Origin of the sequence: Streptomyces sp. NPDC019531, from assembly GCF_044903305.1 — a bacterium.
In the GTDB taxonomy this organism is placed as follows: domain Bacteria; phylum Actinomycetota; class Actinomycetes; order Streptomycetales; family Streptomycetaceae; genus Streptomyces.
In genome coordinates this window covers 377,284-395,822 of record NZ_JBJDQL010000002.1, presented here as the reverse complement: position 1 = coordinate 395,822, position 18,539 = coordinate 377,284, and the positions used below count along the sequence as shown (strand labels likewise).

Sequence of the window (18,539 nt, the reverse complement as noted above, 5' to 3'; positions counted from 1 at the left end):
CGCCACTGACGAGCGCAACCATCAATTGAGGAACCACGGCGGCGAGCACCCCGTCCGCGAGAGCGGCGCCGGTTCAGGCGCACAAAGGAGCAGCGCCCGCTCCCAACTGCACCTTGGGGGCGGGCGCTTCTTCGCGTACAGGGCTTCTCACTCGCCGATAAGTGCATCCACGAACGCTTCCGGCTCGAACGGCGCCAGGTCGTCGGCACCCTCGCCGAGCCCGATCAGCTTGACCGGTACGCCCAGCTCCCGCTGGACCGCGACCACGATGCCGCCCTTGGCGGTGCCGTCGAGCTTGGTCAGGACGATGCCGGTGATGTCGACGACCTCGGCGAAGACGCGGGCCTGCACCAGGCCGTTCTGTCCCGTCGTGGCGTCGAGGACCAGCAGGATTTCGTCGAGCGGTGCCTGCTTCTCCACAACCCGCTTGACCTTGCCGAGCTCGTCCATGAGACCGGTCTTGGTGTGCAGGCGGCCGGCGGTGTCGATGAGGACCACGTCGACCCCCATCTCCTTGCCCTCCTTCACCGCGTCGAAGGCGACGGAGGCGGGGTCCCCGCCCTCGGGCCCGCGCACGGTGTGGGCGCCGACCCGCTCGCCCCAGGTCTGCAGCTGGTCGGCGGCGGCGGCGCGGAAGGTGTCGGCGGCACCGAGGACGACCGTACGGCCGTCTGCGACGAGCACGCGCGCGAGCTTGCCGGTGGTGGTGGTCTTGCCGGTGCCGTTGACGCCGACGACCATCACGATGCCGGGCTTGCGCTCCTCGGGCTCGGTCTTCACCGTGCGGTCGATCTCGGTGCCGACCAGCTTGAGCAGTTCCTCGCGCAGCAGCCCGCGCAGTTCGTCGGGGGTGCGGGTGCCGAGCACCTTCACCCGCTCCCGCAGTCCGTCGACCAGCTCCTGGGTGGGGGCCACGCCGACGTCGGCGGTGAGGAGGATGTCCTCGATCTCCTCCCAGGTGTCGTCGTCGAGGTGCTCACGCGACAGGAGGGTCAGCAGCCCCTTGCCGAGCGCGTTCTGTGAGCGGGAGAGCCGGGTGCGCAGCCGGACCAGGCGTCCGGCGGTGGGTTCCGGGATCTCGATCTCGGTCGGGGGGAGCTCTTCCACGACGGGCGGCGCCGAGCCGTCCGGGAGGTCCACCTCCTCTATGGTCCGGCGCGGTTCGTCGCGCGGCGTCTCGGCCTCGTCGCCGACGTGCGGCTCGGCCGGAGGGGCGGTGATGTCGGGCGCGGCGGGGGGCGGCGGGGGCAGCGGCTTCTTGCGCCGGCTGCCGACGACGAGCCCGCCGAGCACACCGAGCACGACCACGGCGATGACTACAGCAAGGATGACGGTTTCCATAACCCGTCCAGTATCCATCCCTGCCTCGTGAGGGAGACTGCGCAGCTCTGTCCGTGGCGTACGGGCGGGCGTCGTCGTACTGCCGATGCTTCTCATGGGCATGGTCATGGCGTCCGCAACCCCGGACCTGGCCTCCGCCCCTGACTCAGCCTCCTTCCTCGGCGAGGCCCTCCTGGACACGACCGGCACCGGCGCCTACTGGTACCGGGCCGGGTTCAACCCCGCCGCGGTCACGGCGGGGCGGCGGGCCTCGGCGCGGGGCTCTGTTCACCACGTCCGACTGGTTCAGGGGCCCGCTCGGGTGCTGCCGAAGCCGGCGGTCCCCGTACCCGTATCCGACGAGCCCCCGACCATGGCCATCTGACGTACCGTCAGCTACCGTCCCCCTCCACCGTCACCGTGTGAAGGGGGACCTCCCATGCCCGTCACGGTCGTCCGTTTCAACCTCGTCGAGCCCGACGCGACGCCCGCCTCCCTCAGCGCCCGCTACCGGGCCGCCCTCGACATGGCCGCGTACGCCGACGAGCACGGGATCACCACCGTGCAGACCGAGGAGCACCACGGCGTCGACAACAACTGGCTGCCGTCGCCGTTCGCCTTCGCGGGCGCGGTGTTCGGGGCGACGAAGAGGATCGCGGTCACCGTCTCCGCCGTCATCGGCCCCCTCCACGACCCGCTCCGCCTGGCCGAGGAGATCGCCGTACTGGACCTGCTGAGCGGCGGCCGCCTGGTGACGGTCGCCGGGATCGGGTACCGCCCCGAGGAGTACGCCCTGTTCGACGTGGAGTGGCGGCGCCGGGGCCGCATCCAGGACGAGCTCCTGGAGACCTTGCTGAAAGCCTGGACCGGCGACGAGTTCGAGTACCGCGGTCGTACGGTACGGGTCACCCCGCGCCCCTTCACCGACCCGCACCCCCTCCTCCTGGTCGGCGGCTCCTCCAAGGCCGCCGCCCGCCGGGCCGCCCGCCTGGGCCTCCCGTTCTTCCCCAGCGCCCATCTGCCGGAGCTGGAGGCGTACTACAAGGAGCGGCTGGTGGAGTACGGCACGGAGGGCTGGACCATGATGCCCACCGCCGAGACCCCGCTGCTGCACATCGCGGAGCACCCGGACGAGGTGTGGGAGCGGCACGGGCGGCACTTCCTCCACGAGGCCCGGACGTACGCCTGCTGGCAGTCCGGCGACATCCGCTCGGCGGTGCGGTCGGCCGCGACGAGCGTGGAGGAACTGCGCGCGGAGGGCGTGTACCGGATCCTGACGCCGGAGGAGTGTGTGGAGCAGGGGCTCGACAACCTCGTCCTGCATCCGCTGGCGGGCGGGATGCCGGTGGAGGAGGGGTGGCGGAGTCTGCGGTTGTTCGCGGAACGCGTGCTGCCGGCCCTGACCGGCTGAGCCGGGCGATAGCCGTTGGCCGTGGCCGACTCGGCGGTGCTCCGCTGAACCCATGAGTCGTGGCGTACGACGCTATGGGGATCGGAGTTCGTGCGCTTCCTCGGTGCGCGCTTCCTGCCGGTGCCGGCCGAGGACGACCTCCATGTCGAGGCCGAGGACGTGCAGGAGTTCCGGCGCGAGGTGGCGCTGCTGCGCTCCCGTCTCGACGAGGTCGCCCACGGCACGGAGCGGCCACGGGCGGTCGAGGAGCATCGGCACCAGACCGAGACCCGGCTGCGGATCATCGAGGAGAGCTGCCGCAAGGCCCTGGAGATCGGCGGCGGCGTCCTCATCCGGTGACCCACGCGTACGACACCGCAGCCCCCGGTCCAGGCGGTTGCCGGACCGGGGGCTGCAGAGGGTTCGGGGAGAAGGGCAGCGGGGTGTTGGCCCCTCCCCCCGGGCTCGTGGGCGGGCCGTCAGCCCATCTCCTCCAGCGCCTTGCCCTTCGTCTCCTTGACGTACTTGAGGACGAACGGGATGGAGAGCGCGGCGAAGACCGTGTAGATCACGTACGTGGCGGAGAGGTTCCAGTCGGCCAGCGACGGGAAGCTCGCGGTGATGGCCCAGTTGGCGATCCACTGCGCGGAGGCGGCGACGCCCAGCGCGGCGGCGCGGATCCGGTTCGGGAACATCTCGCCGAGGAAGACCCAGACGACCACACCCCAGGACAGGGCGAAGAAGAGGACGAACACATGGGCGGCGATCAGCGCGGTCCAGCCCTGCGCGGCCGGCAGCTTGCCGTCGACCAGGTCGAAGGAGAACGCCCAGGCCTCCAGCGCCAGACCGATCACCATGCCGACCGAACCGATCAGGGCGAGCGGCCGGCGGCCGATGCGGTCCACGAAGATCATCGCGATCACGGTGCCGACGATGTTGATGATCGAGGTCGTGAAGGAGTAGAAGAACGAGTCCGTCGGATCCACACCGACCGACTGCCACAGCGTCGAGGAGTAGTAGAACGCGACGTTGATACCGACGAACTGCTGGAAGACCGACAGGCCGATGCCGACCCAGACGATCGGCTTGAAGAAGAAGGAGCCGCCGAGCAGGTCCTTGAAGGTCGACTTGTGCTCGCTCTTCATCGCGCGCTCGATCTCGGCGACACGGGCGTTCAGGTCGATCTTGTCGCCCTCGACCTCGGCGAGGATCTCCCGGGCCCGCTCGTGCTTGCCGACAGAGATCAGGAAGCGCGGGGACTCGGGGATGGCGAAGGAGAGCAGACCGTAGAGGACGGCCGGGATCACCATGACGCCGAGCATGACCTGCCAGGCCTCAAGACCCATGAGCTTGCCGCGCTGGTCGCCGCCGGCGGCGTTCAGCAGGCCCCAGTTGACCAGCTGCGAGATGGCGATACCGATGACGATCGCGGCCTGCTGGAAGGAACCGAGACGACCGCGGTAGGCCGGCGGGGCGACCTCGGCGATGTAGGCGGGGCCGATGACCGAGGCCATACCGATGGCGAAGCCGCCGACGATCCGCCAGAACGCCAGGTCGTACAGCGCGAAGGGCAGCGCCGAACCGACGGCGCTGATCGTGAACAGGACCGCCGAGATCTGCATGCAGCGGATACGGCCGATGCGGTCCGCGATACGCCCGGCGGTCGCCGCGCCGATCGCACAGCCGATCAGTGCGATGGCGATGACCTGCGCCAGGGCCGCGGAGCCGATGTCGTAGCGGCCCCGGATGGCCTCGACGGCGCCGTTGATCACGGAGCTGTCGTAGCCGAAGAGGAAACCGCCCATCGCGGCCGCCGCCGCGATGAAGATGACGTGCCCGAGATGATCGGGGTGAGCCGTCCCGGCTCCTGACTTCTGCGTCTGCGCTGTGCTGGTCACGTTCAACTCCTAAGGCCATCGGCAACGCTGCCTGAAGGCAAAAACAACGATGCCGACCCTATGTCTTCAAGTTCCGAAGTCAACAGATGGGACCGTGTGAGAAAACAGGCACCGATGAGGACGTTGAGTTCAAGGAATGAAGGAATGGAAACGGGGTAGACGAACGGACTAGCGCAGCCGCTGGCTGATCACCTTGGACACACCGTCGCCCTGCATGGAGACGCCGTACAGCGCGTCGGCGACCTCCATCGTGCGCTTCTGGTGCGTGATCACGATGAGCTGCGAAGCTTCCTGCAGCTCCTGCATGATCCGGATCAGTCGCTGAAGATTGGTGTCGTCGAGCGCCGCCTCGACCTCGTCCATGACGTAGAACGGGCTCGGCCGCGCCTTGAAGATCGACACCAGCAGAGCTACGGCGGTGAGCGAGCGCTCGCCACCGGAGAGCAGTGACAGCCGCTTGACCTTCTTGCCCGGCGGCCGCGCCTCGACGTCCACACCCGTGGTGAGCATGTTGTCGGGATCGGTCAGGATCAACCGCCCCTCACCGCCCGGGAAGAGCCGGCTGAACACGCCCTCGAACTCCCGGGCCGTGTCCCGGTAGGCCTCGGTGAAGACCTGCTCGACGCGCTCGTCGACCTCCTTCACCACTTGAAGCAGGTCGGCGCGGGTCTTCTTCAGGTCCTCCAGCTGCTCACTGAGGAACTTGTGCCGCTCCTCCAGCGCGGAGAACTCCTCCAGGGCAAGCGGATTGACCTTGCCGAGCTGCTGGTACGCCCGCTCGGCCGCCTTGAGCCGCTTCTCCTGCTCGGCCCGGTGGAACTGCTTCGGCTGGTTGCGCGGATGCTCCGGGTCCTCGGGCAGCTCCTCGCCCTCGGCCGGCAGGGAGGGCGGGACGAGCTGGTGAGGGCCGAACTCCTCGACGAGACCAGCCGGTTCGACCCCCAACTCCTCCAGCGCCTTGGTTTCCAGCTGCTCGATCCGCATCCGCTTCTCGGCACCGAGCACCTCACCGCGGTGGACGGAGTCGGTCAGCTTGTCGAGCTCGGCCTTGAGGTCACGCCCCGTGTTCCGGGCGGCGGCCAGCTCCCGTTCCCTGAGCGCCTTGGCGGCATCGGCGGCGGTCCGCTCCTCGTCCGCGCGCGCGAGGGACACCTCGACATGCGCGAGCAGTTGCCGGGTTCCGGCGGCGACGGCCTCCGCCACGGCGGCTTCGTGCCGCAGCCGCGCCCGCCGCTGTTCGGCACGCGCGCGTGCGTCTCGCTCGGCGCGGGCGGCACGGTCGAGGGAGTCGGCCCGTCCGGCCAGTCCCTTGACCCGCTCCTCATGGGTACGGACCTGGAGGCGGGCCTCCATCTCGGTCTGCCGCGCGTTGGCGCCGTCGGCGGCGAGACGGTCCCGTACCGACGTGTCGGGCTCCTCCTCGACCGGCATCTCCTCGGCCACGGCCAGGCGTTCGGCGAGTTCCTCGACCTCTTCGAGGGCCTTCTCCAACGCGTCCTGCGCTCGTGCGGCCGCCGCGGTGGAGCGCTCCGCCTCACCGGCGGCGCCCTTCGCCTGGCCGGCGAGTCGACCGAGCTGCTGGGCCACGGACGACTTCTCCCGGTCCGCGGCCCTGCGCCGCTCTCCGAGCTCCTCGACTCGGGCGGTGCATTCCTTGCGGTGCGCGACCGCCGTGTGCTGTGCCTCGGTGAGCTGCTCGCACTGCACGGCCAGCTCTTCGAGTTCGGCGGCGGCCTGGTCCACGGAGGCTTGTACTTCGAGGAGGCTCGGGGCGCCTGCGGAACCGCCGTGGGCGAAGTGGGCGCCGAGGAGGTCGCCTTCGGCGGTCACTGCGGTGAGGTGGGGGTTGGCGTAGACGAGGTCTTCGGCGTCTTCGAGGGTGTCGACGACGACGATGCCGTGGAGTAGGCGTCTTACTGCGGGGAGGAGGTCGGAGGGGGCGCGTACGAGATCTGCCGCGTGTTGATGAGTGGCGTCTGCGGGTCCGTTGTGGCTGGTCGCGCCCCCGAGGGGCGCCTCCGGTGACCCGGCAAGCAGCAGTGACGCCCGTCCACCATCCTGCTTGCGCAGGAGGCGGATCGCGTCCGCCGCCGCCGACGGTGAGGTCATCGCCAGGGCGTCCGCCGCCGCACCGAAGGCCGCCGCCAGAGCCACCTCGTGGCCCGGTGTCACCGTGAGCAGTTCCGCTGCCGGGCCCAGCAAGCCGGTCAGCCGGTCCTTCGCCCCCAGCAGTGCGCCCGTCCCGTCCTTGCGGCGCAACCCCATCGCCAGCGCCTCATGCCGGGCCTGCGTCGCCGCGCGCCTGCGTTCCGCCGCCGTGGCCGCCTCTCGGGCAGCCGTCAGGGCGGACTCGGCCTCGGCAAGCTCTTGTTTGGCCCTGTCATGCTGCTCGGCCAGCTCCGCGTCGCCCGCGTCCAGGCCGTCGACCTCGGCCTTGAGGGCCTCGTACTCCTCCTGTGCGGCGAACGCCCGCTCCTGGGCCTCGTCCCTCGCGGCGGCGAGACGGTCGATCTCGGCCTGGGCGGAGGCGGCGCGGGAACGGGCCGCGTTGACCTGGCCGTTGAGCCGGGCCAGACCCTCGCGGCGGTCGGCGATGGCGCGGGCGACGTCCTTGAGGCGCCGTTCCTCCTGGGTGAGCCCGCGCTCCAGTTCGGCGCGGTGCGCGACCGTGTCCTCCAAGGCGTGCTCGGCCGCCTCCAGGGCTGCTTCGAGCTCGGCCTCCTGCTCACGGATGCGGGCGGCCTCGCGTTCCATGTCCTCGGGGTCACGGCCACGGCGCTCCTCGGGCGGCGCCGAGGTGGCGCTCTTCACGCGCGCTTCGGCCAGCGAGATCGTGCCGCGTACCCGTTCGGCGAGCTGGGAGAGGTCGTACCAGGTCTGCTGGGCCCGCTGGAGCCGGGGCGTGAGCTGGCGTACCTCGTCCTCCAGGAGCGCCTCCCTCTGGAGGGCCTTCTTCAGTTCCTGCTCGGCGGCTTCCTTGCGCTCCTTCAGCGCGGCCTCGTCCGCGACCTCGGTCTGCAGCGCCTGCCGCAGTCGTACGAGATCGTCGGCGAGCAGACGCAGACGCGCGTCCCGCAGATCCGCCTGGATGACGGCGGCCCTTCTCGCGACCGCCGCCTGGCGACCCAGGGGCTTCAGCTGGCGGCGCAGCTCGTCCGTCAGGTCCTGCACGCGCGCGAGGTTGGCCTGCATCGCGTCCAGCTTGCGGAGCGCCTTCTCCTTGCGCTTGCGGTGCTTGAGGACGCCGGCGGCCTCTTCGATGAAGGCGCGGCGACCGGTGGGGTCGGCGTGCAGTACGCCGTCGAGCTGGCCCTGGCCGACGATGACGTGCATCTCGCGGCCGATGCCGGAGTCGGACAGAAGGTCCTGGATGTCAAGGAGACGGCAGGTGTCGCCGTTGATCTGGTACTCGCTGCCGCCGTTGCGGAACATGATCCGCGTGATGGTGACCTCGGCGTACTCGATGGGCAGGGCGCCGTCGGAGTTGTCGATGGTCAGGGACACCTCGGCGCGACCCAGCGGGGGACGCCCGGTGGTGCCGGCGAAGATCACGTCCTCCATCTTGCCGCCGCGCAGCGACTTGGCGCCCTGCTCGCCCATGACCCAGCTGAGGGCGTCGACGACATTGGACTTGCCCGAGCCGTTCGGCCCCACGACGCACGTGATTCCCGGCTCGAACCGGAGCGTGGTCGCCGAGGCGAACGACTTGAACCCTCGGAGGGTCAGGGCCTTGAGGTGCACGCCGCTGGACTCTACCTTCCGGGGGTGTCTCACTCCATGAACGCGCTGTTTCCCGCGGTTTCACCCTTGAATATGCAGGGCACACCAAACGTTAAAGACAGTGAAAGAGTGCGCGGGCAAGAAAGAAGGGACGCCGAAGCGTCCCTTGCAGACTCTGACAACTTAGCGGTTGATACAGGCCGCCCGATCACTGCTTGAGCTGTCGTGGAGCGATGCAGTGATCAGGTGAGCGCAGGCTCCGCCTGGTGTGCGTCGATGCTCTCCAGGAGACTTTCGTGAGAAGCGGCAGCCGCGAGCGCGTCGTTCTCCGCCTGGATCCGTACGAGCTCGGATTCCAGGTCCTGTACGCGCTGCTGGAGCCGTCGCATCTCGGCGAGGAGTCGAGGGTCGGAGCCGCCGACGTAACCGAGAAGCGCCTTTGCCATGATGGATGGTCCTCCACACTGAGTGACCGACCGAAGCGGTGTGGGTCGTGAGGGATTCGCACCCGCGGTGCTTGACACTCTTGAGTTCGTGCTGCCGTTCATCCATGCCAAACAGCTAAGGTGCGCGGGGTGCTTTCAGCGTCTCACCAAAAAGTTTGACGGTCAACACGATCACGCCCCGTATTGGTGGGCAACCGGGCCTGCGCGGCTTCGGAACGGCGGCGCTGTGGCTCCCGCGGGCCCCCCGGGGCGTGACGATCATTCTTAGCTGCGGAGCCTGCCACGGCACGCGCTTCTTGGCAACCACCAGCACCTTTCTGCTCCGGGCAGGTGCCAGTGGCATGTCCCTCCGCTTCCGCCTGGGCCGTTTTACAGAAACGGCTCATCGGACGGCGAAGCCGTCGTAGCCCCCGCGCGGTGTGTCCCAGATCTCGGTGACACCATCAACGCGGCCGGGCGTGTCGTCACCCTGGAGCCAGTCGAGGAGTCCCTGACATCCCTTGCGCGGCCCCTCCGCGACCACTTGGACGCGTCCGTCGTCCAGATTGAGAGCAAAACCACTCAGGCCGCCGATCTCCAGGGCCTTGGCCCGCGTGAACCAGCGGAAACCCACACCTTGGACGCGTCCTCGCACCCAGGCGACCAGTCGCACATCCTCGCTCATGGGTGCAACCTAACCGGCCAATGTCTCTCTGGGCACTCCCTCCCCTGCCGCCATGCGGTACTGTCCGCTGCCAATGAATCTCATAACGAAACTCACTCGATCGTGTGAGTTTTGTGACTTTGGTTGGCCGGGGGGACGCGTCGACCTCACGAACAGACGAGGAAGGCAAGGACATGGGACGCCACCGACGCTCCGCCGCCGGCCGCGCCGCCACGGGCCGCGCCACGGGGGTCACCGAGACATACAGCTCCCACGGGAGCGGCTACGGCCCACAGGACTCGTACAACTTCGCCTCGGTGGGCACCGCGACCTACCCGGGCCAGGAGGAGCCGGACCCTCACGCGCGCAGTGATGCCTACCTGTTCGCGTCGGAGGAGGAGTACGCGCTCTACCGGGGCGAGGCCTACACGCCCGCCGACGGCCCCCGGCGCGGCGGCTCGCACCGTCGGCGCAAGAGGAACCTCGTGACGCCGGTCAAGACCGGTCTGCTCGGGGTCTCCGCGGCCGTCGCGATAGGCACGGTCGCGGTGGCCACCGGCGTGGTGCCCGGCCTGGACAACTACAAGCTCGGCGGCGGCGCCAACACCGGCGGTGATGTGCAGGCGGCGAGCTCGCCGACCAACTCCCCAGCCGAGCAGGGCGGCACCTCCGGCAGCGCCGAGAGCCACGAGGACGGCTCGTCGACCAGCCGGGACGCCGACCGCGCCTCGTCGCCCTCGCCGGCCCCCTCGACCTCGACGGCCACACCGACCGAAAAGCCGACGGAGAAGCCGGCGGCCACACCGAGCAAGAAGCCGAAGACGACTCCTTCTCAGAAGGAGCGCGAGCCGGCGAAGAAGGAGACCACCACGCCGGTGGAGGTCTCCGCGGAGGCCGCGGCCGCCGCCGAGGTACTGCAGCTCGTCAACGTCGAGCGGGCGAAGGTCGGATGCAGCCCGGTCGCCGCCAACAGCGCGCTGGCCGAGCTGGCCACGGCCTTCAGCAAGGCCATGGCCGAGCAGGGCTTCTTCGACCACACCGACCCGAGCGGCGCGACGCCGTGGGACCGTGCCGCACAGGCCGGGATAACCAACCTCGGCGGCGAGAACATCGCCCGGGGCCAGTCGGACCCCGCGGCGGTCATGGAAGCCTGGATGAACAGCCCCGGCCACAAGGCCAACATCCTGAACTGCGACTTCAAGACGCTGGGCGTGGGTGTGGTCTCCGGTTCGGGCGGTCCCTGGTGGACGCAGGACTTCGGGTACTAGGGGAACATCGAGACAGGTTGCACTAACTTCTGGTTAGTGCAACCTGTTGGTTAGTGCTGTCTTCCAGTACGCTCGTGATATGGACACCACTCAGCAGCCCCTGGAGGCGCAGGACCTCCCGTACGACGTGTTCGCCAAGGCCTGCCCCTCGCGCGGCACCCTGGAACACGTGACGGGCCGCTGGGGCGCGCTCACCCTCGGCGCCCTGTACGAGGGCTCGCTGCGCTTCAACGAGCTGCGTCGCCGGGTCGACGGCGTGAGCGAGAAGATGCTCTCCCAGACGCTCCAGTCGCTGGAGCGCGACGGCCTGGTGCACCGCGAGGCCCAGCCCACCAACCCGCCCCGGGTCGACTACGAACTGACCCCGCTGGGCCGCGAGGTCGCCGGGCGGCTGCTGGGCCTCATCCACTTCGTCGAGGGCCGCATGGACGACGTCCTGGCCGCCCGCGAGCGCTACGACGTGACGCGCGGCGCCCGCTGACACCTCGGGCAGAAGTAGCTGGACCGGTTCATCCAGGGCCGTCGGCGCATCGGCGTACCGCACCGCTTGCACGGCAGCCCCTCACGGCCGTACGCGTCGAGGGACCGGTCGAAGTACCCGGACTCGCCGTTGACGTTGACGTACAGGCTGTCGAAGCTGGTGCCGCCCACGTCCAGGGCCTCGTTCATCACATCCCTTACGTGGCCGAGGAGTTCGGCCGTGCGCGGGCGCGTGAAACCCGCGGTGGGGCGCTCGTAGTGGATACGGGAGCGCCAAAGGGCCTCGTCCGCATAGATGTTGCCGACTCCGCTGATCAACGACTGGTCGAGCAGGGCCCGTTTGATGGTGCTGCGCTTGCGGCGCAGGGCCTGGTGGAAGGCGTCGTCGTCGAAGAGCGGGTCGAGGGGGTCCCGGGCGATGTGCGCGATGACGTCGGGCAGGCCGTCGGGGGTGTTGTCGTGCAACGACAGTCCGCCGAAGGTGCGTTGGTCGACGAAGCGCAGTTCGGTGTCGACCTCGTCCGCGAACCTCACCCTGATCCTGAGGTGCTTCTCGTCGGGCGCCGCGTGCGGCTGGACCAGGAGCTGGCCGCTCATGCCGAGATGCGCCAGGACCGACTGGTCCGTGTCCTCCAGCGGCAGCCAGAGGTACTTCCCGCGGCGGCACGGAGTACCGACCCGGTGGCCCTTGAGGCGGTGCGCGAAGTCGTCGGCACCAGCGAGGTGACGACGGACCGCACGCGGGTGCAGCACCTCGGCCTCGGCGACCGTACGGTGGGCGACCCACCGCGCCAGGCCCCGCCGTACGACCTCGACCTCGGGCAACTCGGGCATGGGGCTCCCCTGTCACGGACCGGTGTATGAGCAGAGCGCCTGCCCCGGTGTCCAGGTGCAGGCGCTCGGCTGCGGTGTTCTTCCGGACGCCCCGTGCTTGCGGGCGTCCGGCCTCAGGCGGAGACGGACGACGGACCTTCGTCGTCGTCCTCGACAGCTTCGACGGCTTCGACGGCTTCGACGGCTTCGACAGCCTTTTCGGCCGCCGCCTTGGCGCGCTCGTCCGCGGCGGCCCTGATGGACCTCCAGGCGGACTCCGCGGCCTGCTGCTCCGCCTCCTTCTTGCTGCGGCCGGTGCCGGTGCCGTACGAGACGCCTCCGACGCGGGCGGCAGCAGTGAAGGTCTTCTCGTGGTCGGGACCGGTCTCCGTGACCAGGTACTCGGGCACGCCGAGCCCTTCGGTCGCGGTGAGCTCCTGGAGACTGGTCTTCCAGTCCAGGCCGGCACCGAGGTTGGAGGACTTCTCGATGAGCGGGTCGAACAGGCGGTGCACCAGTTCGGAGGCCGCGTCGAGGCCCTGATCGAGATAGACCGCACCGATCACCGCTTCAAGGGTGTCGGCGAGGATGGATGCCTTGTCCCGGCCACCCGTGCCCTCTTCACCACGGCCGAGCCGGATGAAGGAACCGAGTTCTAGGCCGCGACCGACCTCCGCCAGCGCACGCGAGTTGACCACCGCGGCCCGCAACTTGGCCAGTTGGCCTTCGGGCAGGTCGGGGTGGGTGGTGTACAGCGTGTCCGTGACCACGAGCCCCAGCACGGAGTCCCCGAGGAACTCCAGACGCTCATTGGTCGGCAGACCGCCGTTCTCGTACGCGTACGAGCGGTGGGTCAGCGCACGCACCAGAAGGGCGGACTCGAGCTTGTACCCGAGCCGCCCTTCCAACAGTGTGTGGGACGAGGCCTGATTTTCGCCCGAGTTCTTCTTCGGCGTGGACACAGTGCCTCTCACCAGCCGCTCAGACCTCGAGGACCTGGCGCTTGTTGTAGGTGCCACAAGCGGGGCACGCGATGTGCTGCAGCTTGGGCTCGTGGCAGCGCTCGCACGCAACCAGGGTGGGGACCGCAGCCTTCCACTGCGACCGGCGGTGGCGCGTGTTGCTGCGCGACATCTTCCGCTTCGGAACAGCCACGGCTACTTCTCCTGCTTCTCGTCGACGCCCGCTTCCGCGTCAGCGCCGCTCATCTCGTCCTTCTCGCCGTCTTCGAGTGAACCGGCGAGTCCCTGCAAAGCCGCCCAACGGATGTCGACGGCGTCATGGTGGTGGTCCGGGTCGTCCGTGAGTCGCGCCCCGCACTCGGAGCACAGGCCCAGACAGTCGTCCTGGCACACCGGCTGCATCGGCAGTGCGAGCACCACCGCATCACGCAGCACTGGTTCGAGGTCGAACAAACCGTCCTCGATGAAGAGCCTGTCCTCGTTTTCTGCGGATTCCTCGGCGTCGACGGCCGGTTCCGCTTTCACACGGCCACGGTCGTCGGCGTCAGGGTACGAGAACATCTCCTGGAAGTCCGCTTCGAGCGCCAGCTCAAGCGGCTCCAGACACCTTACGCACTCCCCCTTCGCCTGTGCACGGGCGGTGCCTGTGACAAGCACCCCTTCCATGACCGACTCAAGGCGGAGTTCGAGCTCCACCGGCGCGCCTTCCGGCACTCCGATGACTCCCTGGATCCCGAGATCCTTGGGAGCGTCGATCTCACGGGTCAGGCGCTGCAGCGCGCCAGGACGCCGCCCCAGCTCGTGTGTGTCGAACACGAGAGGGTTGCGGTGGTCGAGGCGGGCGTTCAGAGCCATTCCTGCTTTCGATCTTCGAGCTCAGAGGGACGCTGCCCTTCGGTGTTCCCGGGCAGCGTTGATCGCGGACGTACACGCGACCGAAGAGCCAGGATACTGGACCTTTCGCTCACGGCCCAATCCGGTGGTCCCTTACTGGCCGCGACCCCGCTCGTACGCCCTCAGTTGCTCCGGCGTGATCATGCCGGTGTCGAAGAGGCTGGTCTCGTCGAGGGCGTAACTCTGCTGGGGCTGGTGGGCCTGCTGTGCCTGCTGTGCCTGCTGTGCTTGCGGGTCGTACGCGGCCTGCTGCTGGTCGTAGCCCTGGTAGGCGTACGGATCGGCCTGCTGGTAGCCGTACGGGTCCTGCTGGGCGTAGGGATCGGTCTGCTGCTGATAGCCGGCGTAGGCGTCGGTCTGCTGCTGGTAGCCGTACGCCGGCTGCTGGGCGTACTCCGGCTGCTCGGCCGGGGCCGGTACCCGGGCCGCGGCCTGGTTGTCCTGCTCGGCGAGGGCGGCGAGGTCGGCCAGGTAGTCGGCGTCGCTGGAGTGCTGGACGGTGGAGGTGTCGTCGGCGAGGGCGCCGAGGTCGTCCGAGGCGATACGGCCGTGCAGCTTCTGGCGGCCGCGGCCGACCGCCTCCAGGGTCTTGGCGAGGACCGCCTCGAAGGCGCCGAGCTTGGAGTCGACGTAGGCGTCGGCGTCCTTGCGCAGGGTCTCGGGGTCATGGCTGCGCTCGGGGGCGTCCTCGTCCTCGTAGCCGTTCTCGTCGAGGCCGGGACCGGTGCCGAGGAGCTTCTCGCGGCCGCGGCCGACCGAGCCGAGGGTCTTGGTGAGGACGACCTCGAAGTTGGCGAGCTTGGAGTCGACGTAGTCGTCGGCCTCCGCGCGGACCTCCTCGGCCTCCTGGCGGGCCTCGTTCAGGATCCGGTCGGCCTCGGCCTGGGAGCGCCGGGCGACCTCGGTGTCGGAGATCAGGGAGCCGCGTTCGGCGTGCGCCGTGGAGATGATCCGGTCGGCCTCCTGGCGGGCCTGCTCGACCATCTGCTCGCGGCCGCCGATCAGCTCCTGGGCCTGTGCGAGGGAGCCGGGCAGCGCCTCGCGCACCTCCTCAAGCAGCGCGAGCAGTTCGGCGCGGTTGACCATCACCGAGGCCGACATGGGCATCGACCGGGCGCCGGAGACCGTGGACACGATCTCGTCGAGCTTCTTCTGCACGTCCACCTGTGCTCGCCACTCTCTACAGCTGTGTTGGAGACGGACGGGACGACTGTAGCCCCATCAGTCCTTGCGCAGGCGCTTGTTGAGTGCCTCCAGGACCAGCGGCGGAACCAGGTGGGAGACGTCTCCGCCCCAGGTCGCGACCTCCTTGACGAGCGAGGAGGACAGGAAGCTGTAGGTGGGGTTGGTCGGGACGAAGAGGGTCTCGACGCCCGAGAGGCCGTTGTTCATCTGGGCCATCTGAAGCTCGTAGTCGAAGTCGCTGACCGCGCGCAGGCCCTTGACGATGGCCGGGATGTCGCGCTCCTTGCAGTAGTCGACGAGGAGGCCGTGGAAGGCCTCGACGATCACGTTGCCGTACTCGGCGGTGACCTCGCGGATCAGGTCGATCCGCTCGTCGATCTCGAAGAGGCCCTTCTTGGACTTGTTGATCATCACCGCGACGTAGACCTCGTCGTACAGCCTGGAGGCGCGGGAAATGATGTCGAGGTGTCCGTTGGTGATCGGGTCGAACGACCCGGGACAGACGGCGCGGCGCACTTGAGATCCCTCGCTCTCCGGTCCGGTCATCGTGCGTCTTCGCACGTAGAGGCGGCGCGACCGTACCAAAACGTTCCCTCGCCGTAGCGACGGGCCTTGACCGCGTCGAAACCGGGCGGCCACTGGAACTCTCCACCTCTGGTGCTGCGCTCAACGGTGACCAGGGCCTCCGGCGCGAGCCAGTGTTCGGCGCGGAGTGTGAGGAGAATCTCGCGAAGATCGTGATCTGTGACTCGGTAGGGCGGGTCGAGGAAGACGATGTCGTACGGCTGCGTCGGCGCCGATTGTTGAATGATCTGCTCCGCTTTGCCCGCCCGTACCTCGGCGCCGGGGAGGCCGAGGTTCTTGACGTTCTCGCGGATGGTGCGGGCCGCGCGGGCGTCGGCCTCGACCAGGAGCGTGTGGCTCGCGCCGCGGGAGAGGGCTTCCAGGCCCACTGCGCCTGAGCCCGCGTAGAGGTCGAGGACGCGTTCGCCTTCCAGGGGGCCACCGAGGAGGGACTGCCAGGTGGAGAGCAGGCCTTCTCTGGCACGGTCGGAGGTGGGGCGGGTGCCGTTGCCCGGGGGGACGGCAAGGCGGCGTCCGCCGGCCTTGCCGGCGATCACGCGGGTCATCTTCGGTCCTTGGTTGTGGGCGGCTTCAGGTTCATTGTGGCTGGTCGCGCGGTTCCCCGCGCCCCTGGTGAGTTTCCCTCAGCCCTTTTCCAGGTACTGCTCCCTTTCCTCGTCCAAAAGCGCGTCCAGTGCCGTGCGCAGGCCTGGAAGAGCGGTCAGCTCCGGGTCTGCCGCCACCACCGACGTCGCCTCCTCCCTCGCCTCCGCGATGATCTCCTCGTCCTCGATCACGGCGAGGACCCTCAGAGAGGTTCGGGCGCCCGACTGGGCCTGGCCGAGGACGTCCCCCTCGCGGCGCTGTTCGAGGTCGATACGGGAAAGCTCGAATCCGTCCAACGTCGATGCCACCGCGTTCAGGCGCTGGCGGGCCGCGCTCGCCTCCGGCATCTCCGTGACCAGAAGGCACAGGCCCGCCGCCGAGCCCCGGCCCACCCGGCCGCGCAGCTGGTGGAGCTGGGAGACGCCGAAGCGGTCGGCGTCCATGATGACCATGGCCGTGGCGTTCGGGACGTTGACGCCGACCTCGATGACCGTGGTGGCGACCAGGACCTGGGTCTCGCCCGCGGCGAAGCGGCGCATGACCGCATCCTTGTCGTCGGGGTGCATGCGGCCGTGCAGGACCTCGACGCGGAGGCCGCTCAGAGGACCCTTGGTGAGCTGGTCGGCGATGTCCAGGACGGCGAGCGGCGGGCGCTTCTCGGCCTCGTCCTCCGGGGACTTCTTCTTGCCGGACTTCTTGGGATCGTCCTCCTCGTCGCCGATGCGGGGGCAGACGACGTAGGCCTGGTGGCCGTTCTCCACCTCCTCGCGGACGCGTTCCCAGGCGCGGCTGAGGAAGTGGGGCTTGTCGGCGGCGGGGACCACATGGCTGGCGATCGGGGAGCGGCCGGCCGGGAGCTGGTCGAGTACGGAGGTCTCCAGGTCGCCGAAGACCGTCATGGCGACCGTGCGCGGGATGGGGGTGGCCGTCATGACGAGGAGGTGGGGCGGCTGCTTGCCCTTGCCTCGCAGGGCGTCCCGCTGCTCGACCCCGAACCGGTGCTGTTCGTCGACCACGACCAGGCCCAGGTCATGGAACTGCACCTTGTCCTCGATCAGCGCGTGGGTACCGATCACGATCCCGGCCTCGCCGGTGACCAGGTCCAGCATCGCCTGCCGGCGCGCGGCCGTCCCCATCGAACCGGTGAGCAGCACGACCTTGGTGGCGTGCTCGGATCCGCCGAGCATTCCGCCCTCGGCCAGCTCGCCCATCATCTCCGTGATCGAACGGTGGTGCTGCTGGGCGAGCACTTCGGTGGGGGCCAGCATGGCGGCCTGCCCGCCCGCGTCGACCACCGCCAGCATGGCGCGCAGGGCCACCAGGGTCTTTCCCGATCCGACTTCTCCCTGGAGCAGCCGGTGCATCGGATGGTCCGTCGCCAGGTCGTCGAAGATCTCCTTCGAGACCTTCTGCTGGCCTTCGGTGAGGGTGAAGGGGAGGCGGTCGTCGAAGGCCGTGAGGAGGCCGTCGGGGGCGGGTTTCCGCGGGACCGCCGGGAGTTGGGCGTCCGTGTGCCGGCGGCGGGCCAGAGCCACCTGGAGGACGAAGGCCTCGTCCCACTTGAGACGGGCGTGGGCGTCGTCGATGTCGGCCTTGGTGTGCGGGCGGTGGATCTTGAGGAGGGCCTCGGGGAGGGTGACCAGGCCGCGGCCCTCACGGAGGGTCTCCGGGAGGGGATCCAGTGCCTCCTGGGCGCTCGGCAGCACCGTCTGGATCGCCTTGCCGATCTTCCAGGACTCCAGCTTGGCGGTGGCGGGGTAGATGGGGATCAGCGCGCCGGCCCAGGTCTCCACCGTCTCTTCCGCGTCTCCGCGCAGCAACTCGTAGGCCGGATGAGCCAGTTGGAGGCGGCGATTGAACAGGGAGACCTTGCCGGCGAACATCGCACGGGTGCCCGGCAGGAGCTCCTTGTGGGGTTTGTGAACGCCGTTGCCGAAGAAGACCAGTTGGAGGCGGCCGCTGCCGTCCGTGATGGTGACCTCCAGGCGCTGCCCCTTGCCGCGCGGCGCCTTGGTGGAGGCGAAGGTGTGCAGGCGGGCGTCGGCGACCTGGGCGACCACGGTGACGTGCTCGTCCATGGGCAGGTCGGCGAGGTGGGTCAGCTGCCCCCGCTCCTCGTATCTGCGCGGATAGTGGTGCAGGAGGTCGCCGACGGAGTGCAGGCCGAGATGCTCGGCCATCACCTTCGCGGTGGCGGGGCCGAGCACCTTCTTCAACGGTTCTTCCAGTGCGGGCACGAGATCCATTGCACACCACGCCACTGACATTGCCGTATACATACCGGGAAACCCCTGGTCAGACGGCTGGTTGGGGACTTAGGATGGCGCGCTCCGGCCATCCCCGCGGTCAC

The 18,539-nt window shown here is 69.1% G+C and carries 18 protein-coding genes; 5 read left to right on the top strand and 13 right to left on the bottom strand.

Annotated features, from left to right (window positions below; all coding sequences use genetic code 11):
• Nucleotides 1–147 precede the first annotated feature (147 nt).
• On the bottom strand, nt 148–1,341 hold the full coding sequence (gene ftsY / locus ACI2L1_RS03925) for a signal recognition particle-docking protein FtsY (protein ID WP_404737706.1): 1,194 nt from the start codon (nt 1,339–1,341) through the stop codon (nt 148–150).
• 106 nt (nt 1,342–1,447) lie between these two features.
• Between ftsY and ACI2L1_RS03920 the strand changes: the two genes are divergently transcribed.
• The 3 genes from ACI2L1_RS03920 (at nt 1,448) to ACI2L1_RS03910 (ending at nt 3,070) form a co-directional block, all read left to right on the top strand.
• Entirely contained in the window at nt 1,448–1,705 is a 258-nt protein-coding gene (locus ACI2L1_RS03920; RefSeq protein ID WP_404737705.1) for a hypothetical protein, read from the top strand.
• Nucleotides 1,706–1,759: 54 nt separating this feature from the next.
• Nucleotides 1,760–2,731 carry an LLM class flavin-dependent oxidoreductase gene (locus ACI2L1_RS03915; protein WP_404737704.1) on the top strand — a complete coding sequence of 324 codons (972 nt, stop codon included), beginning with the start codon at nt 1,760–1,762 and terminating at the stop codon, nt 2,729–2,731.
• A 90-nt stretch (nt 2,732–2,821) separates the two neighbouring features.
• The gene (locus tag ACI2L1_RS03910; protein WP_404737703.1) at nt 2,822–3,070 is read left to right on the top strand and encodes a hypothetical protein; all 249 of its coding nucleotides are present in this window, start codon (nt 2,822–2,824) and stop codon (nt 3,068–3,070) included.
• 119 nt (nt 3,071–3,189) lie between these two features.
• Here ACI2L1_RS03910 and ACI2L1_RS03905 read toward each other — a convergent pair whose 3' ends face one another.
• The 4 genes from ACI2L1_RS03905 to ACI2L1_RS03890 all read right to left on the bottom strand — a co-directional run bounded on the left by ACI2L1_RS03905 (nt 3,190) and on the right by ACI2L1_RS03890 (nt 9,438).
• Complete coding sequence (locus ACI2L1_RS03905; RefSeq protein ID WP_404737702.1) at nt 3,190–4,608, bottom strand: sugar porter family MFS transporter; 1,419 nt, start codon at nt 4,606–4,608, stop codon at nt 3,190–3,192.
• A 168-nt stretch (nt 4,609–4,776) separates the two neighbouring features.
• Nucleotides 4,777–8,349: a chromosome segregation protein SMC gene (smc, locus tag ACI2L1_RS03900; protein WP_404737701.1), complete on the bottom strand. Its 3,573-nt coding sequence runs from the start codon at nt 8,347–8,349 to the stop codon at nt 4,777–4,779.
• 221 nt (nt 8,350–8,570) lie between these two features.
• On the bottom strand, nt 8,571–8,774 hold the full coding sequence (locus tag ACI2L1_RS03895) for a hypothetical protein (protein ID WP_057616507.1): 204 nt from the start codon (nt 8,772–8,774) through the stop codon (nt 8,571–8,573).
• A gap of 382 nt (nt 8,775–9,156) precedes the next feature.
• Nucleotides 9,157–9,438, bottom strand: a complete 282-nt coding sequence (locus ACI2L1_RS03890; RefSeq protein ID WP_404737700.1) for an acylphosphatase — start codon at nt 9,436–9,438, stop codon at nt 9,157–9,159.
• A gap of 173 nt (nt 9,439–9,611) precedes the next feature.
• Between ACI2L1_RS03890 and ACI2L1_RS03885 the strand changes: the two genes are divergently transcribed.
• Together ACI2L1_RS03885 and ACI2L1_RS03880 are read left to right on the top strand one after the other, a co-directional pair.
• Nucleotides 9,612–10,685: a CAP domain-containing protein gene (locus ACI2L1_RS03885; RefSeq protein WP_404737699.1), complete on the top strand. Its 1,074-nt coding sequence runs from the start codon at nt 9,612–9,614 to the stop codon at nt 10,683–10,685.
• A 79-nt stretch (nt 10,686–10,764) separates the two neighbouring features.
• Nucleotides 10,765–11,166 (top strand): winged helix-turn-helix transcriptional regulator, encoded by a 402-nt coding sequence (locus ACI2L1_RS03880; protein ID WP_404737698.1) that lies wholly within the window; start codon nt 10,765–10,767, stop codon nt 11,164–11,166.
• On the opposite strand, the gene mutM is transcribed toward ACI2L1_RS03880, so the two are convergent.
• The 8 genes from mutM to recG all read right to left on the bottom strand — a co-directional run bounded on the left by mutM (nt 11,139) and on the right by recG (nt 18,435).
• On the bottom strand, nt 11,139–11,999 hold the full coding sequence (mutM, locus tag ACI2L1_RS03875) for a bifunctional DNA-formamidopyrimidine glycosylase/DNA-(apurinic or apyrimidinic site) lyase (protein WP_404737697.1): 861 nt from the start codon (nt 11,997–11,999) through the stop codon (nt 11,139–11,141). The two genes, ACI2L1_RS03880 and mutM, sit on opposite strands and share 28 nt — an antisense overlap.
• Nucleotides 12,000–12,112: 113 nt before the next feature.
• Nucleotides 12,113–12,940, bottom strand: coding sequence for a ribonuclease III (gene rnc / locus ACI2L1_RS03870; protein ID WP_404737758.1), 828 nt, complete (start codon nt 12,938–12,940; stop codon nt 12,113–12,115).
• A 19-nt stretch (nt 12,941–12,959) separates the two neighbouring features.
• Nucleotides 12,960–13,133, bottom strand: a complete 174-nt coding sequence (gene rpmF, locus ACI2L1_RS03865) for a 50S ribosomal protein L32 (protein ID WP_006139588.1) — start codon at nt 13,131–13,133, stop codon at nt 12,960–12,962.
• A 2-nt stretch (nt 13,134–13,135) separates the two neighbouring features.
• Nucleotides 13,136–13,795, bottom strand: coding sequence for a YceD family protein (locus tag ACI2L1_RS03860; RefSeq protein WP_404737696.1), 660 nt, complete (start codon nt 13,793–13,795; stop codon nt 13,136–13,138).
• A gap of 132 nt (nt 13,796–13,927) precedes the next feature.
• Nucleotides 13,928–14,998 (bottom strand): DivIVA domain-containing protein, encoded by a 1,071-nt coding sequence (locus ACI2L1_RS03855; RefSeq protein ID WP_404737695.1) that lies wholly within the window; start codon nt 14,996–14,998, stop codon nt 13,928–13,930.
• A gap of 57 nt (nt 14,999–15,055) precedes the next feature.
• On the bottom strand, nt 15,056–15,535 hold the full coding sequence (gene coaD, locus ACI2L1_RS03850; protein ID WP_057616492.1) for a pantetheine-phosphate adenylyltransferase: 480 nt from the start codon (nt 15,533–15,535) through the stop codon (nt 15,056–15,058).
• A 26-nt stretch (nt 15,536–15,561) separates the two neighbouring features.
• Nucleotides 15,562–16,149: a 16S rRNA (guanine(966)-N(2))-methyltransferase RsmD gene (rsmD, locus tag ACI2L1_RS03845; RefSeq protein ID WP_404737694.1), complete on the bottom strand. Its 588-nt coding sequence runs from the start codon at nt 16,147–16,149 to the stop codon at nt 15,562–15,564.
• Between the two features lie 78 nt (nt 16,150–16,227).
• Nucleotides 16,228–18,435, bottom strand: a complete 2,208-nt coding sequence (gene recG, locus ACI2L1_RS03840; protein WP_404737693.1) for an ATP-dependent DNA helicase RecG — start codon at nt 18,433–18,435, stop codon at nt 16,228–16,230.
• Between the last annotated feature and the right edge of the window lie 104 nt (nt 18,436–18,539).

Bases quoted from the DNA above. Each gene is read 5' to 3' on its own strand.
- ACI2L1_RS03890 (WP_404737700.1), bottom strand. From the start codon at position 9,438: ATGAGCGAGGATGTGCGACTGGTCGCCTGGGTGCGAGGACGCGTCCAA.
- ACI2L1_RS03880 (WP_404737698.1), top strand. From the start codon at position 10,765: ATGGACACCACTCAGCAGCCCCTGGAGGCGCAGGACCTCCCGTACGAC.
- ACI2L1_RS03895 (WP_057616507.1), bottom strand. From the start codon at position 8,774: ATGGCAAAGGCGCTTCTCGGTTACGTCGGCGGCTCCGACCCTCGACTC.
- ACI2L1_RS03915 (WP_404737704.1), top strand. From the start codon at position 1,760: ATGCCCGTCACGGTCGTCCGTTTCAACCTCGTCGAGCCCGACGCGACG.
- ftsY (WP_404737706.1), bottom strand. From the start codon at position 1,341: ATGGAAACCGTCATCCTTGCTGTAGTCATCGCCGTGGTCGTGCTCGGT.
- ACI2L1_RS03885 (WP_404737699.1), top strand. From the start codon at position 9,612: ATGGGACGCCACCGACGCTCCGCCGCCGGCCGCGCCGCCACGGGCCGC.
- rsmD (WP_404737694.1), bottom strand. From the start codon at position 16,149: ATGACCCGCGTGATCGCCGGCAAGGCCGGCGGACGCCGCCTTGCCGTC.
- mutM (WP_404737697.1), bottom strand. From the start codon at position 11,999: ATGCCCGAGTTGCCCGAGGTCGAGGTCGTACGGCGGGGCCTGGCGCGG.
- recG (WP_404737693.1), bottom strand. From the start codon at position 18,435: ATGGATCTCGTGCCCGCACTGGAAGAACCGTTGAAGAAGGTGCTCGGC.
- ACI2L1_RS03920 (WP_404737705.1), top strand. From the start codon at position 1,448: ATGGCGTCCGCAACCCCGGACCTGGCCTCCGCCCCTGACTCAGCCTCC.
- ACI2L1_RS03860 (WP_404737696.1), bottom strand. From the start codon at position 13,795: ATGGCTCTGAACGCCCGCCTCGACCACCGCAACCCTCTCGTGTTCGAC.